This window comes from Halosimplex amylolyticum (assembly GCF_051414035.1).
Lineage (GTDB): Archaea > Halobacteriota > Halobacteria > Halobacteriales > Haloarculaceae > Halosimplex > Halosimplex amylolyticum.
Genome location: NZ_JBLKNW010000001.1, coordinates 1,437,379 through 1,454,716, shown reverse-complemented (window position 1 = coordinate 1,454,716; position 17,338 = coordinate 1,437,379). Strand labels below are relative to the sequence as shown.

General features: G+C 69.0%; 16 protein-coding genes and 1 tRNA gene. 9 read left to right on the top strand and 8 right to left on the bottom strand.

The window, feature by feature from the left end; translation table 11 throughout:
* Positions 1 to 40: 40 nt before the first annotated feature.
* The 4 genes from ACMGFE_RS06885 to ACMGFE_RS06870 form a co-directional block, all read right to left on the bottom strand.
* Positions 41 to 616: a flavodoxin domain-containing protein gene (locus ACMGFE_RS06885; protein WP_436924332.1), complete on the bottom strand. Its 576-nt coding sequence runs from the start codon at positions 614 to 616 to the stop codon at positions 41 to 43.
* A gap of 102 nt (positions 617 to 718) precedes the next feature.
* Complete coding sequence (locus ACMGFE_RS06880) at positions 719 to 1,645, bottom strand: SMP-30/gluconolactonase/LRE family protein (RefSeq protein ID WP_436924331.1); 927 nt, start codon at positions 1,643 to 1,645, stop codon at positions 719 to 721.
* Positions 1,646 to 1,648: 3 nt separating this feature from the next.
* On the bottom strand, positions 1,649 to 2,614 hold the full coding sequence (locus tag ACMGFE_RS06875) for a mannonate dehydratase (protein ID WP_436924330.1): 966 nt from the start codon (positions 2,612 to 2,614) through the stop codon (positions 1,649 to 1,651).
* A 67-nt stretch (positions 2,615 to 2,681) separates the two neighbouring features.
* Complete coding sequence (locus tag ACMGFE_RS06870; protein ID WP_436924329.1) at positions 2,682 to 3,548, bottom strand: CAP domain-containing protein; 867 nt, start codon at positions 3,546 to 3,548, stop codon at positions 2,682 to 2,684.
* A gap of 183 nt (positions 3,549 to 3,731) precedes the next feature.
* On the opposite strand from ACMGFE_RS06870, the gene ACMGFE_RS06865 reads away from it, so the two are divergent.
* The 9 genes from ACMGFE_RS06865 (at position 3,732) to ACMGFE_RS06825 (ending at position 13,126) form a co-directional block, all read left to right on the top strand.
* Complete coding sequence (locus ACMGFE_RS06865; RefSeq protein WP_436925153.1) at positions 3,732 to 4,757, top strand: SGNH/GDSL hydrolase family protein; 1,026 nt, start codon at positions 3,732 to 3,734, stop codon at positions 4,755 to 4,757.
* Positions 4,758 to 4,808: 51 nt separating this feature from the next.
* Positions 4,809 to 5,405: a class IV adenylate cyclase gene (gene cyaB, locus ACMGFE_RS06860; protein WP_436924328.1), complete on the top strand. Its 597-nt coding sequence runs from the start codon at positions 4,809 to 4,811 to the stop codon at positions 5,403 to 5,405.
* A 66-nt stretch (positions 5,406 to 5,471) separates the two neighbouring features.
* A complete protein-coding gene (locus ACMGFE_RS06855; RefSeq protein ID WP_436924327.1) occupies positions 5,472 to 6,674 on the top strand; it encodes a methionine adenosyltransferase in 1,203 nt (400 codons plus the stop codon).
* A 118-nt stretch (positions 6,675 to 6,792) separates the two neighbouring features.
* Complete coding sequence (locus tag ACMGFE_RS06850) at positions 6,793 to 8,010, top strand: tRNA sulfurtransferase (protein WP_436924326.1); 1,218 nt, start codon at positions 6,793 to 6,795, stop codon at positions 8,008 to 8,010.
* A 24-nt stretch (positions 8,011 to 8,034) separates the two neighbouring features.
* Positions 8,035 to 8,664, top strand: coding sequence for a DUF5804 family protein (locus ACMGFE_RS06845; RefSeq protein WP_436924325.1), 630 nt, complete (start codon positions 8,035 to 8,037; stop codon positions 8,662 to 8,664).
* An 82-nt stretch (positions 8,665 to 8,746) separates the two neighbouring features.
* Complete coding sequence (locus tag ACMGFE_RS06840; protein ID WP_436924324.1) at positions 8,747 to 10,318, top strand: M61 metallopeptidase family protein; 1,572 nt, start codon at positions 8,747 to 8,749, stop codon at positions 10,316 to 10,318.
* 85 nt (positions 10,319 to 10,403) lie between these two features.
* Positions 10,404 to 11,162 carry a hypothetical protein gene (locus tag ACMGFE_RS06835; RefSeq protein WP_436924323.1) on the top strand — a complete coding sequence of 253 codons (759 nt, stop codon included), beginning with the start codon at positions 10,404 to 10,406 and terminating at the stop codon, positions 11,160 to 11,162.
* Positions 11,163 to 11,206: 44 nt separating this feature from the next.
* Positions 11,207 to 11,290, top strand: a tRNA-Ser gene (locus ACMGFE_RS06830).
* A 669-nt stretch (positions 11,291 to 11,959) separates the two neighbouring features.
* Entirely contained in the window at positions 11,960 to 13,126 is a 1,167-nt protein-coding gene (locus ACMGFE_RS06825; RefSeq protein WP_436924322.1) for a hypothetical protein, read from the top strand.
* 63 nt (positions 13,127 to 13,189) lie between these two features.
* Here ACMGFE_RS06825 and ACMGFE_RS06820 read toward each other — a convergent pair whose 3' ends face one another.
* The 4 genes from ACMGFE_RS06820 to ACMGFE_RS06805 form a co-directional block, all read right to left on the bottom strand.
* Positions 13,190 to 13,537: a hypothetical protein gene (locus ACMGFE_RS06820; protein ID WP_436924321.1), complete on the bottom strand. Its 348-nt coding sequence runs from the start codon at positions 13,535 to 13,537 to the stop codon at positions 13,190 to 13,192.
* 69 nt (positions 13,538 to 13,606) lie between these two features.
* Complete coding sequence (locus ACMGFE_RS06815; RefSeq protein WP_436924320.1) at positions 13,607 to 14,362, bottom strand: metallophosphoesterase; 756 nt, start codon at positions 14,360 to 14,362, stop codon at positions 13,607 to 13,609.
* Positions 14,362 to 16,056, bottom strand: a complete 1,695-nt coding sequence (locus ACMGFE_RS06810) for an RPA family protein (RefSeq protein WP_436924319.1) — start codon at positions 16,054 to 16,056, stop codon at positions 14,362 to 14,364. The genes ACMGFE_RS06815 and ACMGFE_RS06810 overlap by 1 nt, the downstream gene beginning before the upstream one ends.
* Complete coding sequence (locus ACMGFE_RS06805) at positions 16,053 to 17,324, bottom strand: Single-stranded DNA binding protein (protein ID WP_436924318.1); 1,272 nt, start codon at positions 17,322 to 17,324, stop codon at positions 16,053 to 16,055. The genes ACMGFE_RS06810 and ACMGFE_RS06805 overlap by 4 nt, the downstream gene beginning before the upstream one ends.
* Between the last annotated feature and the right edge of the window lie 14 nt (positions 17,325 to 17,338).

Sequence of the window (17,338 nt, the reverse complement as noted above, 5' to 3'; positions counted from 1 at the left end):
GTGATCTCGGCCCGTCGTCCGAGTGATTTCGATCCGGTGCTCACTCCTCGACCGTGGGGGGCTCGACGCCGAGGCGGCCCTCGACGAACGCGGCGAAGTCGTCCGCGAACGCCTCGACTTCCGCCCAGTCGGTGTACTCGTAGTCCCGCGAGGTGTCCGTGTCGCCGGTCGCCTCGCGCGCGATCCGCTTCATCATCAGCCGTTTCAGGAACCCGTACTGCGAGAAGCGGAGCGCGCCGCCGAAGCGCGCGACGCGGTCGGGGTGCCACCCGGTCGCGTCGAGGAACTCCTCGACGTACCGGGCCGCCTCCGCGCGACGGTCCGCATCGTCGCTGACCGAGGAGAGCGACACCTGGAAGAACGCGGTTGGCAGTTCTCCCAGCGCGTCGACGGTGGCCGAGACGAACGAGCGCACCGACTCCTGGTGTTTCCCGACGTGGATCGACGACCCGACGACGACCGCGTCGAACCCCGAGAGGTCGAAGTCTGCGTCGATCTTACTGGCGTCCACGGCGGTCGACTCGTGTCCGCGGTCGCGAAGTCGCTGGACGATCCGATCGGCGATTTTGGCGGTCTGTCCCTCACTGGAGCCGTACAGAACGGCGACGTCGACCATGCAGAGAGCCCGTCCCACTGCCTGGAAAATCCAGCGGCGGTTCGCGCCCGGTAGGCACCGGTTGTCGCCGGTAGGGGGTGACAACCGCGCCGGGTCGCCGTCTCACTCGCCGACGGACGAGCGGAACTCGGGAACGCCACCGACGCCCAGGTCGACTTCGAACAGCGCGCCGGCGCCGTCGCCTTCCTCGTCACGTGTGTCGGCCGAGCCCTCCCCGGGGCCGAGCGCCGTCGTGACGTACGCCGTCTCGCAGTCGGGGCCGCCGAAGGTGACCGCCGATACCTTCTTCGCCGGGAACGCCACCCGGCGTTCTTCTTGACCGTCCGGTGTGTAGCGAGCGATTCGACCGCCGTCCCAGAACGCCGACCAGACGTGGCCCTCGGCGTCGACGGTCATCCCGTCGGGGAAGCCCTCGACGTCGCTCGCGTCGACGACCGTCTCGCGGTCGGAGAGGTCGCCCGTCGCCCGGTCGTAGCTGTACCGGTAGATCGCATGGGCCTCGGTCTCCGTGAAGTACATCGCCTCGCGGTCGGGCGTGAACCCCATCCCGTTGGGGATCTGGACGTCGGTTTCGAGCGTCGTCAGCGACCCGTCGGTGTCGAGCCGGTAGAGGCGCCCGCCGCTCTCGGCGGTCGGCATCGTCCCGCAGTAGACCCGCCCCTCGGGGTCGGCGATGACGTCGTTGAAGCGCGACTCGCGCTCCTCCGGGATCTCGTCGACGACCGGGTCGCCGAGCCCCGAGTCGCGACTCCAGGGTCGGATCGTCCCGCGGTCGCAGAACAGCAGCAGGTCGCCCGACTCCTGGATCGTGTACCCCCCGATCTTGCCGTCGTAATCGAGGACGCGCTCGTACTCGCCGACGCCGGACTCGCCCGCGGCGGACCCGCCCTCGTACCGGAACAGGTCACCCGCAGGGATGTCCAGCCAGTAGAGCGCTTCCTCGTCGGGGTGGTAGATCGGGCCCTCACCCGTGTGACAGCGCGTGTCGGCGATTCGTCGGATCTCGTCTGTGCTATTTTCGTCTGTCATCGTTCAGGCACCTCCCTCGGCGGATTCGAGCAGCCCGCGCATATATCCGATGGCGAACAGGCGTCCCATGGTGTGGTAGCCGGGGTTGGAGTTGTCCTCGCCTGCCATCGTGGGTACGTGGTCCGGTCGCATCGGCCCGTCGAAGCCGACGTCGACGAACGCGTCCATCGCGGCCTGCATGTCGGTCGGGCCGTCGTCGTGCCACGTCTCGACGAAGCGGTCGGCGTCCCCCTCCACGTCGCGGAAGTGCGCGAAGTTGATCTTCTCGCCGAAGTGGCGGATGGTCTCGGGGACGTCGACGCCCATCGCCGTGAAGTTGCCCTGGCAGAACGTCACGCCGTTGTGCTCGCTGTCGTAGACGTCGAGGATGCGGTCGTAGTTCTCGACGCTGTTCGCGATGCGGGGGATCCCCCGAACCCGTTCGCGGGGCGGGTCGTCCGGGTGGAGCCCGAGTTTGACGCCCGCTTCCTCGGCGACCGGAACGACCTCGGTCAGGAAGTACTCGATGGCCTCCCACAGCTGGTCGCGGGTCACGTCGCCGGCGGCGGACTCGGGGCCGTCGCGCATCTTCGCGTTGTCGTAGCCCGTCGTGACGGAGCCGCCCCGTGACTCGACGTGGGCTTCGGTTCGCGCCCAGCGCACGCCCGCCATCCAGTCGTAACAGACCACGGGGATCCCCAGGTCGCCGCAGTTCCGGACGAACTGCTTGAACTCGGCGATGTCCTCGTCGCGGCCGTCCAGCCCGAGGCGGACGCGGTCGGTCAGCGGGACGCTCCCTTCGAGGACGGAGAAGCGCAGGCCGGCGTCTTCGAGCCAGTTTTTCGTCCCGAGGAGGTCGTCGTACGACCAGTGGGTCTTCCCGTCGCCGACTTCGAGTGGGTGGATGACGGCGTCGGTCACGCCCATCTGTTTGGCGAGTTGCCAGCGTTCGTCGGGCTGGCGGGGAAGTACCAGCGATAACTGAACCATAGTCGGCAGTTGCACGCCTCTCCGTAATCGGCGTTCCGATCGCGGAGGTGGAGACGGGAGCGACGACTTACTTGTTCTTCTTGCCGGACTCGCAGATGTTTCCGGTCACCCAGACTTCGTTGTCCTCGGTGAGCTCGATCCCGATCCCGATCCTGTTGATCTCGGGGTAGTTAAGCACGTCCTTGTAGACGTAGTTCGAGGTCCACTCCTCGAAGATGTCGCGGGCGACCGCCGTCTCGTTCTCGTGGTACACCGTCTCACCGCCGTCCTGGTAGTTGCGCCCCGCGTAGGTCCTGTGGAGGACCTCGAACTGGTAGGCGTCGTTGGTCGGATGGACGATGTACTGGGCGTCCTCCTTCTTGAACTTGCAGCGCTCGGCGAGTTCGAAGGCCTGGTACCGCTCGCCCGTCGAGAGGTTGTTCGACTCGTGGACCAGCCTGCCCTTCTCGGACATCGCGACGCTGTGGTTCGTCGCCATCCGGTTTACCTGGGTCACGAGACTCCCGTTGGCGTTCGTGAACGGCTGGAGGCCCTTGTCCTCGCGCCAGTCGTTCAGCATCCGACGGAGCTCGTGTTCGATCTTCTCCTCACTGAACCGACGGGGTAGCATCGGCGTCCGCGTCGGGACCTCCGTCGGCGTCGGTGCGACAGTCGGCGTCCCTGTCGGGGTCGGAACGGACGTCGGCGTGACCGTCGGGAACGGCGTCTCTCCGGGGGTCGCGGTGCCGTTCGTGGCCGTCCCGTTTCCGGCGGTCGTCTGTGCTTGCGTCGGCGTCGCCGCCGATCCCCCTCCGCCGTCGGATCCGTCGGTAGCGTCAGCCTCGGTGTCGTCTCCGCCGCCACCGCCGCCGAGCAGCATGGCTCCCGCGATTCCCCCGATCAGGACCACGCCGACGGCGACGGCGACGACGACCACCACCTTCCGGTCGACCATGTGTTTCCGGAACCGGACTCGGGACTTAAATCTTGGCAATAACTCGGCATCTAATCGACAAGTCCGGCTGCGGTGGCAGGCCGACGGGCCAGGAGACGTGCTCCCCGACCGACGGCGCTCACGGAGCGACGAGACCGGAACGGTAACGTTGCCGATGGCCGCACGTCCCGTACGAACGTCGCTATCATGTCCGACTCGTACCCCGCAGTGACGCTCCACAACGTCGCCGAACTCGCCGACCCGGCGTGGACCGACGGGGGCTCCGAACTCCGTCGGGTCCCGAACGCCGTCGCCGACGAACTCAACGTCGCCGCACGCGACAGGATCCGCCACCCCGCGGGAATCGAGGTCCGGTTCGTTCCCGAGCGAGGCGAGACCGTTCGCGTGACGCTCTCGGCGGGCGGCGAGACGGTCGTCTGCGAGTTCTGGGGCTCGTTCCAGCGAGCGGACGTCCACGAACTCGGCCCGGAGCCGGTGACGCTCGAACTCGCCCGGCCAGACGCGCTTGCCGCACTCGACCCGGAGGCCGCCCCCGACGCCGGCGACGCCTTCGATCCGCGAGTGTGCCGCCTGCGGTTCGAACCCTGGGCGCCCGTCGCGATCCACGACGTTCGCGGCGCCTGCCGACCGCCCGATGCGGGGGAGGTCCCCGCGACTCGCTACCTGGCCTACGGCACCTCCATCACCGAAGGCGCGGCGGCCTCGGCGACCCACCTTACCTACGTCTCTCGCGTGGCGCGCGACCTCGGGCTGGACGCGGTGAACCTGGGAATGTCGGGATCAGCCTACTGCGAGCCCGCGGTGGCCCGACACGTCGCCGCCCGCGACGACTGGGACGTAGCGACTCTCGCGCTCTCGGTCAACATGGCCAACCGCGGCTTTACGGTCGACCAGTTCCGCGAGCGCGCCGCGAACCTGGTCGAGACGGTCGCCGGGGCCCACCCCGACGACCCCGTCGCCTGCGTGACGCTCTTCCCCTACCACGCGGACCTGCGGACCGACGGCAACCGGAAACGTGCGCGGGCCTACCGCGAGGCGCTGGAGGACGCCGTCGACGACTGCTCGACCGGGAACGTCGCGCTCGTCGACGGGAGCGAACTGCTGGCGGCGACCGGGCTGTCGACGGACCTCCTGCACCCGGGCGACGCCGGGATGGAAGCCATCGCGGACGGCCTCGGGTCGCGGCTCCGGCCGCTGCTGGCGGAGTGACGATAGTCCGCGAGCGGCGGGCTTTTGACGCCGAGGCGAGTTCGCTCGCCCATGTACGAGGTCGAACTCAAGGTCCGGGCGGAGCACGACGCCGTCGAGCCCGCGCTCGCGGAGGCGGACGCGACGCGCGTCGGCGCCGTAGTGCAGGAGGACACGTACTACGACGCTCCGCACCGGAACTTCGCCGAGACCGACGAGGCGCTCCGGATCCGGCGGGAGTGGGAAACGGGCGAGAGCACCGGCGATGCCGGTGGAGCGGACGCGGACGGCGATGGAGGCGATTCACCGACGACGACCCGGATCACCTACAAGGGGCCGCTCCTGGAGACCGAGTCGAAGTCGCGGGAGGAACACGAGACGGCCGTCGCGGACGCCGAAGCGGCCGTCGGTATCTTCGACGGGCTGGGGTTCGAACCGGCGGCGACCGTCCGGAAGGAGCGCGAGCAGTATCGACTGGACGGCTACGCGGTGACCCTCGACAGGGTCGACGGCCTCGGCGAGTTCGTCGAGGTCGAGACCGAGACGGACGACGACGCCATCGACGCGGCCCGCGACGGCGCCATGGCCGTGCTCGACACACTGGGACTCGACCCGGACGCACAGATCCGGACCTCGTATCTCGGCCTGTTACTCGAACCCGATGCTTGAGAGTTATCGAAATCGCCGTTCTGGTTTCCGCAAGTTATACGAGTAGGGGTGTCCAACCCCGACGTAATGACGAACAGGAACGTCAACGTCCAACCGGCGGCGGGACGCGCCGTCGAGGACCAGGCAGTGGAGATCGTCGAGCGGAAGGGGCTGGGTCACCCGGACTCGATCTGCGACGGCATCGCCGAGAGCGTCTCGCAGGCGCTGGCGCAGACCTATCTCGACCGCGTCGGGAAAGTGCTGCACTACAACACCGACGAGACGCAGCTGGTCGCGGGCGACGCCGCGCCGGCGTTCGGCGGCGGCGAGGTCCAGGAGCCGATCTACCTGCTCATCGTCGGCCGTGCGACCAAGGAGTACGAGGGGACGAAGATCCCCGCCGAGACCATCGCGCTGGAGGCGGCCCGGGACTACCTCCAGGAGAACTTCCCGCACCTCGACGTGGGGACGGACGTGGTCGTCGACGTTCGCCTCGGCGAGGGCAGCGGCGACCTCCAGACCGTCTTCGGCGAGGAGGGCGCCGTGCCGATGGCCAACGACACGAGCTACGGCGTCGGCCACGCCCCGCTGACCGAGACCGAACAGATCGTCCTGAACGTCGAGCGCCGTCTCAACGGCGAGTACAGCGACGAAAACCCCGTCGTCGGCCAGGACATCAAGGTCATGGGCAAACGCGAGGACGACCGGATCGACGTGACCGTCGCCGCCGCCGCGGTCGACGAGTACGTCGCCAACCTCGACGAGTATCAGGACGCCGTCGCGGGGATACGCCAGTACGTCGAGGGCGTCGCCCGCGAGTACACCGACCGCGAGGTGACCGTCCACGTCAACACCGCCGACGACTACGACGACGGCGCCATCTACCTCACGACGACCGGCACCTCCGCCGAGCAGGGCGACGACGGCTCCGTCGGCCGCGGTAACCGCGCGAACGGCCTCATCACTCCCAATCGACCGATGAGCATGGAGGCCACGAGCGGCAAGAACCCCGTCAACCACATCGGGAAGATCTACAACCTCCTCTCCACGGAGATCGCCCAGTCCGTCGTCGCAGACGTCGACGGCATCCGTCAGCTCCAGATCCGCCTGCTGAGCCAGATCGGCAGCCCCATCGACGAGCCCCACGTCGCCGACGCGACCATCGTCACGGAAGACGGTATCTCCGTGTCCGACATCGAGGACGAGGTCGCGGCCGCCATCGACGCCGAACTCGCCGACGTGACCGACATCACCCGCCGCGTCATCGACGGCGAACTCTCCACGTTCTGACTGCGACGACCCCGCCTCGGTTCTTCGCTTTGCTCTCGATCCGGATCCGGCCCGACTACATCGGCCGGTGCGCTCGCTGACGAAGCCTGTTTATACGTGCGGTCGGCAACTGGTAGCCATGCAGCCGCCCGGCGCCGACGTCGTCGTGGTCCGCCACGGGGAGATCGGGACCAAGAGCAACCACGTGGGGACGAAGATGGAGCGCCAGCTCCGCGAGAACCTCGCCGCGATGCTGGCCGACCGGGGCGTCGACGGGGAGGTCGAACAGCGGCGCCTGCGCCTGCTCGTCCACACAGACGACCCCGAGGGCGCCACCGCCGCCGCGGCGGACACCTTCGGCGTCGTCTCCGCCAGCCCGGCCGTTCGCGTCGAACCCACGGTCGACGCCATCTGCGACGGACTGCGCGAGGCGGCGCGCGAACACTACGACGGCGGAACGTTCGCCGTCTCGGCGCGTCGCGCCGGCGAGCAGTCGGCCCACCCGTTCTCCAGCACGGACGTCGAGCGCGACGGCGGAAGCGCGGTGTGGGACGCCGCCGAAGCGGCCGGGGTCGACCCGGAAGTCGACCTCGACGACCCCGACACGGAGTTCTTCGTGGACTGCCGAGAGGACGAAGCGTTCCTCTTTCTCGAAAAGCGACCGGGCCCCGGTGGCCTCCCGCTGGGGACCCAGGATCCCCTGATCACCCTCATGAGCGGCGGCATCGACTCGCCGGTCGCGGCGTGGGAGACCATGAAACGCGGTGCGCCCGTGATCCCGCTGTACGTCGCGCTCGGCGACTTCGGTGGCGTCGACAACCAGGCCCGCGCCGTCTCGACGACGGAGACGCTCGCGGAGTACGCGCCGAACCGGGACGTCCGCCTGCGGATCGCGCCGGGGGGCGACGCGGTCGCGGCCATCGCCGACGCGGTCGAAGTCGGCCGGATGGTCGTCCTCCGGCGGTTCATGTTCATGGTCGCTGAAGCGTTCGCCGCGGACCACGGCGCCGTCGGCATCGTGACCGGGGAGTCGGTCGGCCAGAAGTCCAGCCAGACGACCGCGAACCTCGCCGTGTCGAGCGCGGCCGTCGACCTGCCCGTCCACCGCCCGCTCGTGACCGTCGACAAGACCGACATCACCCAGCGCGCCGACGCCATTGGCACCTTCCACGAGTCGACGATCCCGGCGGGCTGTGATCGGCTCGCGCCGGACTACCCCGAGACTCGCGCCCGCCGCGAGGACATCGAAGACAGGGAACCCGAGGACCTCCGCGAGCGAGCGCGAGCGGTCGCGGCCAGGGCCGAAGCAGTCGCCGGCCCCGCGACCGGTGGCTCCTGGAAAGACGAAACCGCTTAGGGGCGTCCCGTTCACGTCACCACCATGACGCGGGTGTGCCTGGTCGGTTCCGACGACGTGAACCTCCGTTACGAGTTGCTCTCCCGCGAGACGGCCCGCGACGCGCTCGCGACCTACGACCTGCGCGAACCGTTCGAGAACGCGGTGGGCCTCGAAACCGTGAGCCTCGGCGCCGCGGTCGCCCTCCTGAACGACCTCAACTGGTATCTCGTCCGCTTCGCCGACGAGGCGATGGTCCTCGAACCGAGCGTCAGCGAGGACGAGTGGCTCTCCCGCGACCTCGCGGCGGCCATCCGCGACGACGAAGTGGGGCCCGACGAGGCCGCCCGCTTCCTCAAGATCTACGGCCTCGAATCGCCCGGCGAGGCGGACGAAGCCGCAGCGGACGACCGACCGGGTGAATCGACCCCGGAGGACCGACCGAACGGTTCGCCCGGGAGCGACCGAGCGGACGCCGAAGCCCAGTCGCAGGGTCAGGAAGCCGATGCGGACGCCGACGGCGGCGGTCCGCGTAGTCGTCGCTCGGACGGACCTAAGCGGCTCGTCGAACCGATGTTCGTGACGCGGACCGGCGACGCCCTCCCCGACTACGACCTGCGGGACGTCGAGGAGACCGTCGTCGAACGGGTCACCGAGTCGGAGTTCGGCGCCTGACTCGGCCGAATCCCCGTTCCCGGCCAGCCCCCGTCAGGTGCCGCCAGCAGTTTTATGCGGATTTGTGACACACGTCTCTAGCGTGTCATCTCTCCGGTCGGTCGCGGGCGTTGCGCTGGTGTTCGTCCTCGCGGGCACCGTCCCGGGACCGGTCGGTGGCGCGGAGGTCGGGGAAGGCCGCGTGGGTGTCGGTGTGGCCGCTGGCGGTCACGCGGTGCCGGCGCCGTTCGTCCCGGCCGGCGGCGTGGGGGGAGACAACGAAAGCGCGGCGGCAGTCGTCCAGACCGTCACGTATCGCCAGACGCCGGACGAGACGGGGACGATCGACGCGACGCATCGCTACCGCGTCAGCGGCAACGTGTCGGCGCTGGTCGTCTACGGCTACGACGACGCGAAGGTCACCGACGCCAGCGGGTTCGCCAGGCGAGCGAACGGGCGGTGGCTCTGGAACGGGACGACGGCGCGACCGAACCTGACCGTCCGCGTCGACGTCAACCGGTCGAGTCGTCACTTCAGCGGGTTGCGCTGGGTCGACGTGGGGGACTGGTCGCTCGCCAATCCGCGGACCGACTTCGCCTACCGCGACGGGAACCGGAGCCGGTGGGTCTACTCCTGGGAGGAGACCGAGCTGATCGACCAGCGAACGCGCGTCAGTTCCGACAGCAGCGGGTTCGCCGGCCCGTCGGTCGTCTATCTCGGCTCGTACGACGCCCACGAGGCCAACGCGACGAATCAGACGCTCCGGCTGATACGACCGGAGAGCGCCGACATGGCCGACTCGCCCGAGCGGGTCCTCGACACGCTGGGCGAGGCGTCCCGACAGCTCCGCGTCGGCGCCCGCGACGACGTCGTGAACGCCTTCGCGGGGCCGGCCCCGCTCCGGTACGGGGGGACGGCGGCCACCGGCGCCGGCGGTCACCAGGACTTCTGGGCGTCGGCGAGCGCGGACCCGGGGACGCCGCCCAGCATCTGGATCCACGAGTACGTCCACACCCGCCAGTCGATCGTCCTCGGTGCCGAGATGACGTGGTTCCGCGAGGCGAGCGCGAGTTACTACGCGGCCGTCTGTTCGCTCCGGTCGCCGGCCAGCGGACCCGCGGCGTTCGACCGGTTCGTCGACACGCTCCGGCGCGACGACGGCGCGAACGCGACGCTGGCCGACCGGTCGTCGTGGTCGTCGACGTACGTCCCCTACGCGAAGGGACCGCGCGTGCTCGCCGCACTGGACGCCCGGATCCGCAACGCGAGCGACGGCAACCGGTCGCTCCAGGACGTCTTCCGGCGGCTCAACCGACACGACGGACTGGTGACCTACGACGTGTTCGCCGGCGCCGTCGTCGACGTCGGCGGCGAGTCACAGCGCGCGTGGCTGGACGATCACGTCCGGGGCGGCGAGCAGGCGTCGCCGCCGGAATCGCCGTACGCGTACACCGTCCCCGGCGGCGAACACGACACCGACGGGGACGGATTGACGGCCGTCGCCGAGCGCCACAACGGTACTCATCCCTTCGTCGCCGACACGGACGGCGACGGGTTCGACGACGGATCCGAGATCCGCCTCGGCAGCGACCCGACCGACCCGTACTCGACGCCCAAAGCCGGGAACTCCACGGCCGGCGGGTCGACGGGGAGCGACGCGGCGGCCGGATCGTAGGTCGCGAGTCGGCGGCGGGGCGCTGGGAGGACCGTGCGACGAGCGGAACGGCGCTTTCAAGGCGGCGTCGCCCGGTTGTTCGAGTATGACCACCGTCGCCGTGTTCGTCCGGCCGCCGGAGTCCGGGACCGTTCTGCGAAACTGCGTCGACGCCGGAGCGGTGACCGCCGCGGAGGCGGCCGACCTGTACGCCGCGATGGCCCGTGACGTCTGCGCCGCGGTCGAGTCCAGCGGCGCCGAGTTGCTCGTCAACTACCGGCCGGTCAACGCCGACGACCCGACGACCCCGGGGGACGACGAGGAGGCGCTGGAGGCGGTCCGAGACGTCGTCGACGACGCGCTCGAAGACCCCGGTAGCGTCCGCTACGAGGTACAGGTCGGATCGACCTTCTCGGCCCGCGCGGGGAACACGGTCACGCACCTCCTCGAACGCGAGGGGGTCAAAAGCGCCGCCGTCGTGCGCCCGACGGCCGCCCTGCTCGAACGCCGCCACGTCGACAGCGCGGCCATGAAGCTCCGCCAGTCCGAGGTGGTCCTCGGGCCGGCGACGGACGGGCGACTCTCCTACGCGGCGTTCACCGACCCCGTCGACTTCGAGGACGCGTTCACCGCGCCCGAGGTGGAGACGGTGACCGACCGCGCTCGGGACGCCGGACTGGACGTGGACTTCGTCGAGATGCTCCCCGTCGCCGAGACGACGGGCGGGTTCGCGACGCTGATCTCGCAGATCCGGGCGCGCCAGCGCGCCGAACTACGGATTCCGCCGCGGACGAGCGCCGTCCTCGACGACCTCGGGCTGCGCGCAGAGGCGGTCGACGACCGCCTCGCCGTCGGTCGAGACTGACTGATCGACAGGTCTTAGGGCGGACGAGCGGTAGGCAGGGACGCGGTGGGATAGCGAAGTGGCCTAACGCGCCTGCCTTGAGAGCAGGTGTCTTCACGGACTCAGGGGTTCAAATCCCCTTCCCACCGTTTTCTGTCGCGAACCCCTCGGCGAGCACCGCGCAGCGTGTGCTCGCCAGCGTGAGCGACGAACGCGGCGCGGGGATTTGAACCCTGGAAGTCACAGCCCGGAACGGCCCGAAGGGCCGCATGCCCGGACTGTCTTCCTCTGGTTCAAATCCCCTTCCCACCGTATTTTGCTGCGAACAATCCGTGAGCAGCAAATGCGGCGTGGGGATTTGAATCAGGAAGGTAGCAGTCGCCGAGCGGAGCGAGGCGAACGTCTTTCCGTGGTTCAAATCCCCTTCCCACCGTGAGACCGCGCCGCGATTCGCGGCGCGGGCGAACGTTCTAAGGGGATTTGAAGTAGACGAGACGCAGCCCGCGACGCCGAGCGGAGCGAGGCGAGCCGGAACGTCTCGGCGTGGTTCAAATTCCGAGAGACGCGATGCGTCTCTCGACGTTCGCAAACGCTTCGCGTTTGCTCACTCCCCTTCCCACCGCTTTCTGTCGCGAACACCTCGGCGAGCACCGCGCAGCGTGTGCTCGCCAGCGTGAGCAACGAACGCGGCGTCGAGATCTGGTTCAGGTGACGAGCGCTCAGTCAGTTCGAACAGCATCGTTCGCTGACAATCCTGCAACGAACCCGCCGGTGAGCCGAAACAGTACCGAAATGGCAGCCGCGTGTAGCCCGTTCCCATGGCGACAGACACGCGGTTTCGACAGGCCCACGACTACGCGCGTCACTCGGGGTACCTCACGGGGTTCCCGAATTTCCACCAGGCCGACTACGGGCAGGGGGTCGTCTTCGGGACCATGCTCGTCCGAAACGGAACGGCCGAATACAGGGAGGTCCTTCGGTCACAGCTCGGGACGAGCCTCAGTCGGCAGAACGTCCCGGACATGATGAGAGCGGCGACCAGCTACGCCCAGGCCAACGGATACGTCGGGGGACTACCGACGTTCCACGAGGCGAACTACGGCAACGGACTCGTCTACGGCCTCTTCCTGTACGACTCGCCGTCTGCGGAGTTCCGGGACGTTCCGACGACGGAACTCGGCGATCCCGACCTCGCCGACGTCGGAGCCACGTTTCGAGCAGCCCACGATTACGCGATCCGAAAGGGGTACTCGGCCGGGTTCCCGACGTTCCATCGGGCGAACTACGGCGACGGTCGCGGGGCGGTCAGTGGCGTCGTCCTGTTGAAACAGGGCGCCACGGACCCGCTCGACATTCCTCGGTCAGTCCTCGAACGGTACGCTCCGGAGACTGCGCCGCGGCCGTCAGGGAGGCCGAGGACGTCCGACGAGTCGACGAGGTTCAAGCAGATACACCACTACGCGAGACGGAACGGGTTCGTCGGCGGGTTTCCGACGTATCGACAGCGACCACGCTACCAGGTCTTCGTGGAATACGAGTACGAGCTACTGCAAAGTCCCGTCGCCCGACACGACATCCTCCAGGAATCCATGCTGGGCCCGCTTCCACATAACGCCGTCTACAACGCGGGCGGAACGCTTTCACGCGCCGTGTCCGACTACGCCGCGCGGGTGGGTCTCCCGGGTGCGTTCCCCAGTTTCACCGAGGGTGACTTCTATTCCGAGCAGGATTACGGCGTGAATCTCATTAGACAGCGAGTGACCCATAGAGACGTACCGAGCTATATACTGGGGAACGTCCACGTCGACAACGTCCGGAAGATGTACTACGAAGCGAACGAATACGCGGCCCGGCACGGGTTCGCCGCGGCTGTCCCGACCTTCCACCAGGCGAACTACGGCGGCACCGTGGTGTACGGCCTCCTCCTCTTCCACCCTGGCGCGACGGAACGCAGGTGGCTCACGGTCTCTGAACTGAGGTCGTGATGGACCCCGACGAGGGGGTGCCTCGACGTGCTCGGACACGCAACCGGCCAATGCAGTGCCGCCTCACTCGTGTTCGTCCTGCAATTCGCGGATCGCATCCTCTTGTTCCTGTCGGGCGATACCGCCGCTCTCTGCGTGGCGACCGGTGTACTGTGATTCCGGGATCCCGGACCAGACCGAGGACCCGCCGTCGCCGTTCCGGGTCCGCGCGAACCAGACAGCGCAGATTGCCAGATAGAGGAGAACTGCGACGGCGAGACTCGGGAGGTACCCGCTCTCGACGAAGCCCAATCCCTCGACAACGAGATCGAGGAGGGCGGCCACGCCAGCGACGAACCCGCCGCCGATCAGGAGGAACACCGTCACGACGTGCGCCCACCGGGGGACCGAGAGGTCGACCGTTCGGGGCATGTCCGAGCGTTCGCCCGAGCGGGAGAAAGGTCTTCTGGACGACAGTTCTGCGATGGATCGGACCGCGCGTCACACCTGCCGGTAGTCGCCGAGGCGGGTGCCGTCGAGGAGGTACGCCTCGCCGTCGACCAACCCGTCGGGGAGGAACGGCGCGAGGAACTCCTGGCCGGCGACGTTGATCCAGGTGCCCCCGGAGAGGTCGTTGAACGCCGGGCAGACGACGAGTTCCCCGTCGATATCGATATCGGCGTCGTGGAACTCGCGGAACGGGTCGGGGTTCAGGTCGCCGCGGAGCCACACGCGTTCGACGCGGGCGCCGCCGACCTCGTCTTCGAGGCGGACCACGGGGTGTTCGTGGGCGACGCAGACCACGTCGGCGGCCAGGACGTCCGGACTCGGCCACGTGTGGCCGTGCGCGAAGCCGACCTCGCCGATGCGAACGCCGTGGCCCGGCGTGATCTCGACCGACTGGTCGACGCGGTCGAGGAGCGACTCGACGTCGCCGTCGTGGTTGCCCTTGACGAGCGTGACCGGGAGGTCGGCGGGCAGGCCGTCGAAGAGCGCGAGGATCTCCTCGCGTTCGTCGCGACTGGGGTCGCCGATGGCGTTCGAGAGGTCGCCGAGGACGACGAGCCGGTCCGGTCGCTCGGCGCCGACGAGTGCGAGGAGCGACTCGCGACGGTCGGGCCCGTGGTCGGGGAGTTCGACGCCGTCCCTGCGGAGGCCCGCCTCGATGCCGGCGTGGTAGTCGGCGACCACGAGCAACCGCCGGTCCGCGGTCGTCGCGATGGCGGCGGGCTTTCCCGGGATCGGTTCGACGCCCATCAGATCGGTTTGTACACGTCGTCGTCCGGCTCGTAGCAGCGGCCGTCCATCAGCGCGTCCTGGATGGCGTCGCGCACCTCGTCGGCTGGTGCGCCGGTGCGACCCGTCACCGCGTCGACGATGTCGTCCGCGTGTGCGCCGTCGCCGTCGTCGAGGTCGCGCATGGCGTCCATCACCGCGTCCTCGACGTCGACGTCCTCCGCGGGTTCTGGCTCAGACGACGGCTCATCGGATTCGGATTCAGATCCGGCTTCGGCCGACGATTCTGCGGGTTCGGAAGTGTCGGATTCGGCAGCGTCTGCCGCAGCTTCGTCCTCGGCGAGTTCGTCCGGATCCGGCGTCTCGATGCCGGCCTCGCCGGGTTCGCCGACTTCGCTCCCGCTCTGGAACTCGGTCCCGAACTCCTCCTCGATCTCCTCGCGCTCTTCCTCGTCGAGGTCGAACTCGCCGGGGTCGAAGTCGTCGAGGTCGTCCTCGTCCGCGTCCTCGGCGCCGGCACTCGCGGTGGACTCCTCGGGAGCCGATTCGACGGCGGCGTCGGTCTCGCCGGACTCGTCGGCCGCGGTCTCCGTGGATTCCGCCGCGACCGCCGTCTTTCCGCCCGGCTCCGCCGACGCCGATTCGGCAGGTTCGGACGCAGATTCGTCCGTCGACGCCGCTTCGACGGGCTCGGAATCCGCCGTCGTCTCGGTTTCGACGGGCTCCGACGACGGCTCCGTCTCGGATCCGGTCGCTTCAGTCGTCGCGGTCTCCGACGCAGTCTCGGTGGCGGATTCGGTCGCTTCAGTCGTCGTCTCGGACGCTTTAGTCGTCGTCTCGGTCGCACCGGCCGTCCACGACGCCGCGTCGGCGGATCCGGTCTCGTCGGCGGATCCGGGCTCGTCGCCGGTCGCGGCGGTCGATTCGTCGTCGAGGGCGCCGCCGAGGTCCGTGCTCTCGCCGCCGACGTTGGGAGCCACGTCGAGTGCGGCGAGGGTCGCGAGGTCGGCGTCGCCCGACGCGCCCGGCGACGCCGAGTGCGCGTCGACCTCGTCTCGGTCGTTCGTGACGACTTCGAGGGCCTGGACGGCGGTGTCCCGGATCGCGTCCAGGTACGCGGGCGTCGTCCCGTAGTGGTCGATTGCGAGCGGGATACCCGCCGCGAGCCCGGTGTCGACGCCCTCGGCTTCGAGGGCGGTCCGTAGCTCGTCGCCGCGCTCGTCCATCCGGAGGGCGTGGGCCATCGTCCGCACGCGGTCGAGCGTCTGGCGGGCCGTCCCGACGGTCCAGCGGTCGCGCGTCTCCGCGTCGACCTCGTTGACGTTCTCCGGGCGGATCGAAGTGTAGGTCACGTCGGAGTCGTCGGGCTGGAACGTTCGGGCCTTCCCGGTGACGGCGACGAACATCGGGGGCTGGGCGCGCTCGAAGAAGGCCTGTGCGTCGGGCTGGTACTGCCCGGCGTAGATGACGAACGCGCCGGTCGGGTCGACGACGCGCGCCCGGAGCACGTCCTCGCTCGCGTTCTCCACCTCGGTGAGGACGCCGACGACGAACAGGCGGTTGACGCGGCCGCCCGTCGGCGTGACCACGTAGTTGGGTGCGCGCTCCTCGTCGCTCTCGGAGTACGAGAAGTCGGCGTCCTCGAACTCCGCGGCGAACAGTCGGTAGGCGACCTCGCGACGGCCCGCGCCGCCCTGGTCCTCCGACCCGCTCATTGTCGGACCTCCGCCAGCAGGTCGCTGGCGCGTTCGGCGGGGTCGTCCTCCGTCTCGTCGAACGTCCGGGCGTTCAGGTTGGCGCCGTACTCGTCGACCGACAGCGAGCCGCGGACGCGGAACTCGCGGCCGACGATCTCCTCGCGGATGGCGTCCGCGACGGCCTCCTGGTCCATCTCCTCGCGGGCGTGTTCCTTCGCGTCCTCGATGCCGCCGCCGTAGATCTCCTCGGTGAGTCCGTCGCCGAGGATGGCGGTCACGGTGCCGGTCCCGTCGTCGAGGATGGCTTTCACGCGCAGGTCGTCCACGCCGTCGACGGCGCCGTGGGTCCGGCACTGGCCGTTCTGCACGACGCGGCCGCACTCGGGGCAGCGCTCGATGAGGCCGGAGCCGTCGCGGACCGCGATGACGTTCCCGACGATCTCCACGTCGAACAGCCCGCCCGATTCGATCGCGTCCCTGACCGCGAGCGCGGGCGCTTCCTCGGTGGGTTCGACCGTCCGGTCGAGTTCGGCGACGGTCGTGAACTCCGAGACGTTGACCGACGGGGCGCCGCGGAACTCGCGGACGAACACGTCTTCGAGGCGCAGCGACGCGCCCTCGGTGATCGCGTCGTGGGGCTCCCAGTCGGTGAAGGGGAGCCGCGTCGTCTCGTCGGCGAAGATGCCGCTCAGGATGTCCGTCTCGCCGTCGCGGCCGTCGATGGTCTTCGTCTCGACCTCCAGTACGCTGACCTCGACGTTGATACCGCGGTCGCCGGGTTCGAGCTCGGCGAGCGTCGCGTCGCCGCCGACGGGGTAGTCGACCTCGAGGTCCTCGTCGGCCAACTGGATGGTCGTGCTCTCGCCGAGGTTGAGTTCGGGGTCGCCTTCCCACTCGCGGACGCCGGCGTTGCCGGCGGTGATCGTCTGCCCGGCTTCGAGGCCGAAGTCGTCCCACGCGGTGTAGGAGATCTTCCCGCTCTCGTCGGCGATCTCCCCCTCGAAGATGACGTGGTCCGAACCCTGATAGCGGATCGACCGCTTGCCGACCGTCAGCACCTGGCCGGTGACGGTGACGTTCGAGTCGCCGGTCGAGACGTCCGCGATCGATTTGCTCGTCGGGCCGCCGCTGTCGCTCGACCCGTCGCCGTACTTCCGGCGGAGACTGTCCTTCGCTTCCTCGACGGGAACGCTGTACTCGACGAGGTTCTCCAGGTCGCGTTTGACCTCCGTTTTGTCGACGCCGAGGCTGGAGGCGAGGTCCTCGGCATGGTCGTCTAAGCTCATCACCGAGACGTTCG

What these genes read in the sequence shown, in the direction of transcription:
- ACMGFE_RS06885 (WP_436924332.1), bottom strand. Translation starts at nt 616, where the DNA reads ATGGTCGACGTCGCCGTTCTGTACGGCTCCAGTGAGGGACAGACCGCC.
- ACMGFE_RS06880 (WP_436924331.1), bottom strand. Translation starts at nt 1,645, where the DNA reads ATGACAGACGAAAATAGCACAGACGAGATCCGACGAATCGCCGACACG.
- ACMGFE_RS06875 (WP_436924330.1), bottom strand. Translation starts at nt 2,614, where the DNA reads ATGGTTCAGTTATCGCTGGTACTTCCCCGCCAGCCCGACGAACGCTGG.
- ACMGFE_RS06870 (WP_436924329.1), bottom strand. Translation starts at nt 3,548, where the DNA reads ATGGTCGACCGGAAGGTGGTGGTCGTCGTCGCCGTCGCCGTCGGCGTG.
- cyaB (WP_436924328.1), top strand. Translation starts at nt 4,809, where the DNA reads ATGTACGAGGTCGAACTCAAGGTCCGGGCGGAGCACGACGCCGTCGAG.
- ACMGFE_RS06855 (WP_436924327.1), top strand. Translation starts at nt 5,472, where the DNA reads ATGACGAACAGGAACGTCAACGTCCAACCGGCGGCGGGACGCGCCGTC.
- ACMGFE_RS06850 (WP_436924326.1), top strand. Translation starts at nt 6,793, where the DNA reads ATGCAGCCGCCCGGCGCCGACGTCGTCGTGGTCCGCCACGGGGAGATC.
- ACMGFE_RS06845 (WP_436924325.1), top strand. Translation starts at nt 8,035, where the DNA reads ATGACGCGGGTGTGCCTGGTCGGTTCCGACGACGTGAACCTCCGTTAC.
- ACMGFE_RS06835 (WP_436924323.1), top strand. Translation starts at nt 10,404, where the DNA reads ATGACCACCGTCGCCGTGTTCGTCCGGCCGCCGGAGTCCGGGACCGTT.
- ACMGFE_RS06825 (WP_436924322.1), top strand. Translation starts at nt 11,960, where the DNA reads ATGGCGACAGACACGCGGTTTCGACAGGCCCACGACTACGCGCGTCAC.
- ACMGFE_RS06820 (WP_436924321.1), bottom strand. Translation starts at nt 13,537, where the DNA reads ATGCCCCGAACGGTCGACCTCTCGGTCCCCCGGTGGGCGCACGTCGTG.
- ACMGFE_RS06815 (WP_436924320.1), bottom strand. Translation starts at nt 14,362, where the DNA reads ATGGGCGTCGAACCGATCCCGGGAAAGCCCGCCGCCATCGCGACGACC.
- ACMGFE_RS06810 (WP_436924319.1), bottom strand. Translation starts at nt 16,056, where the DNA reads ATGAGCGGGTCGGAGGACCAGGGCGGCGCGGGCCGTCGCGAGGTCGCC.
- ACMGFE_RS06805 (WP_436924318.1), bottom strand. Translation starts at nt 17,324, where the DNA reads ATGAGCTTAGACGACCATGCCGAGGACCTCGCCTCCAGCCTCGGCGTC.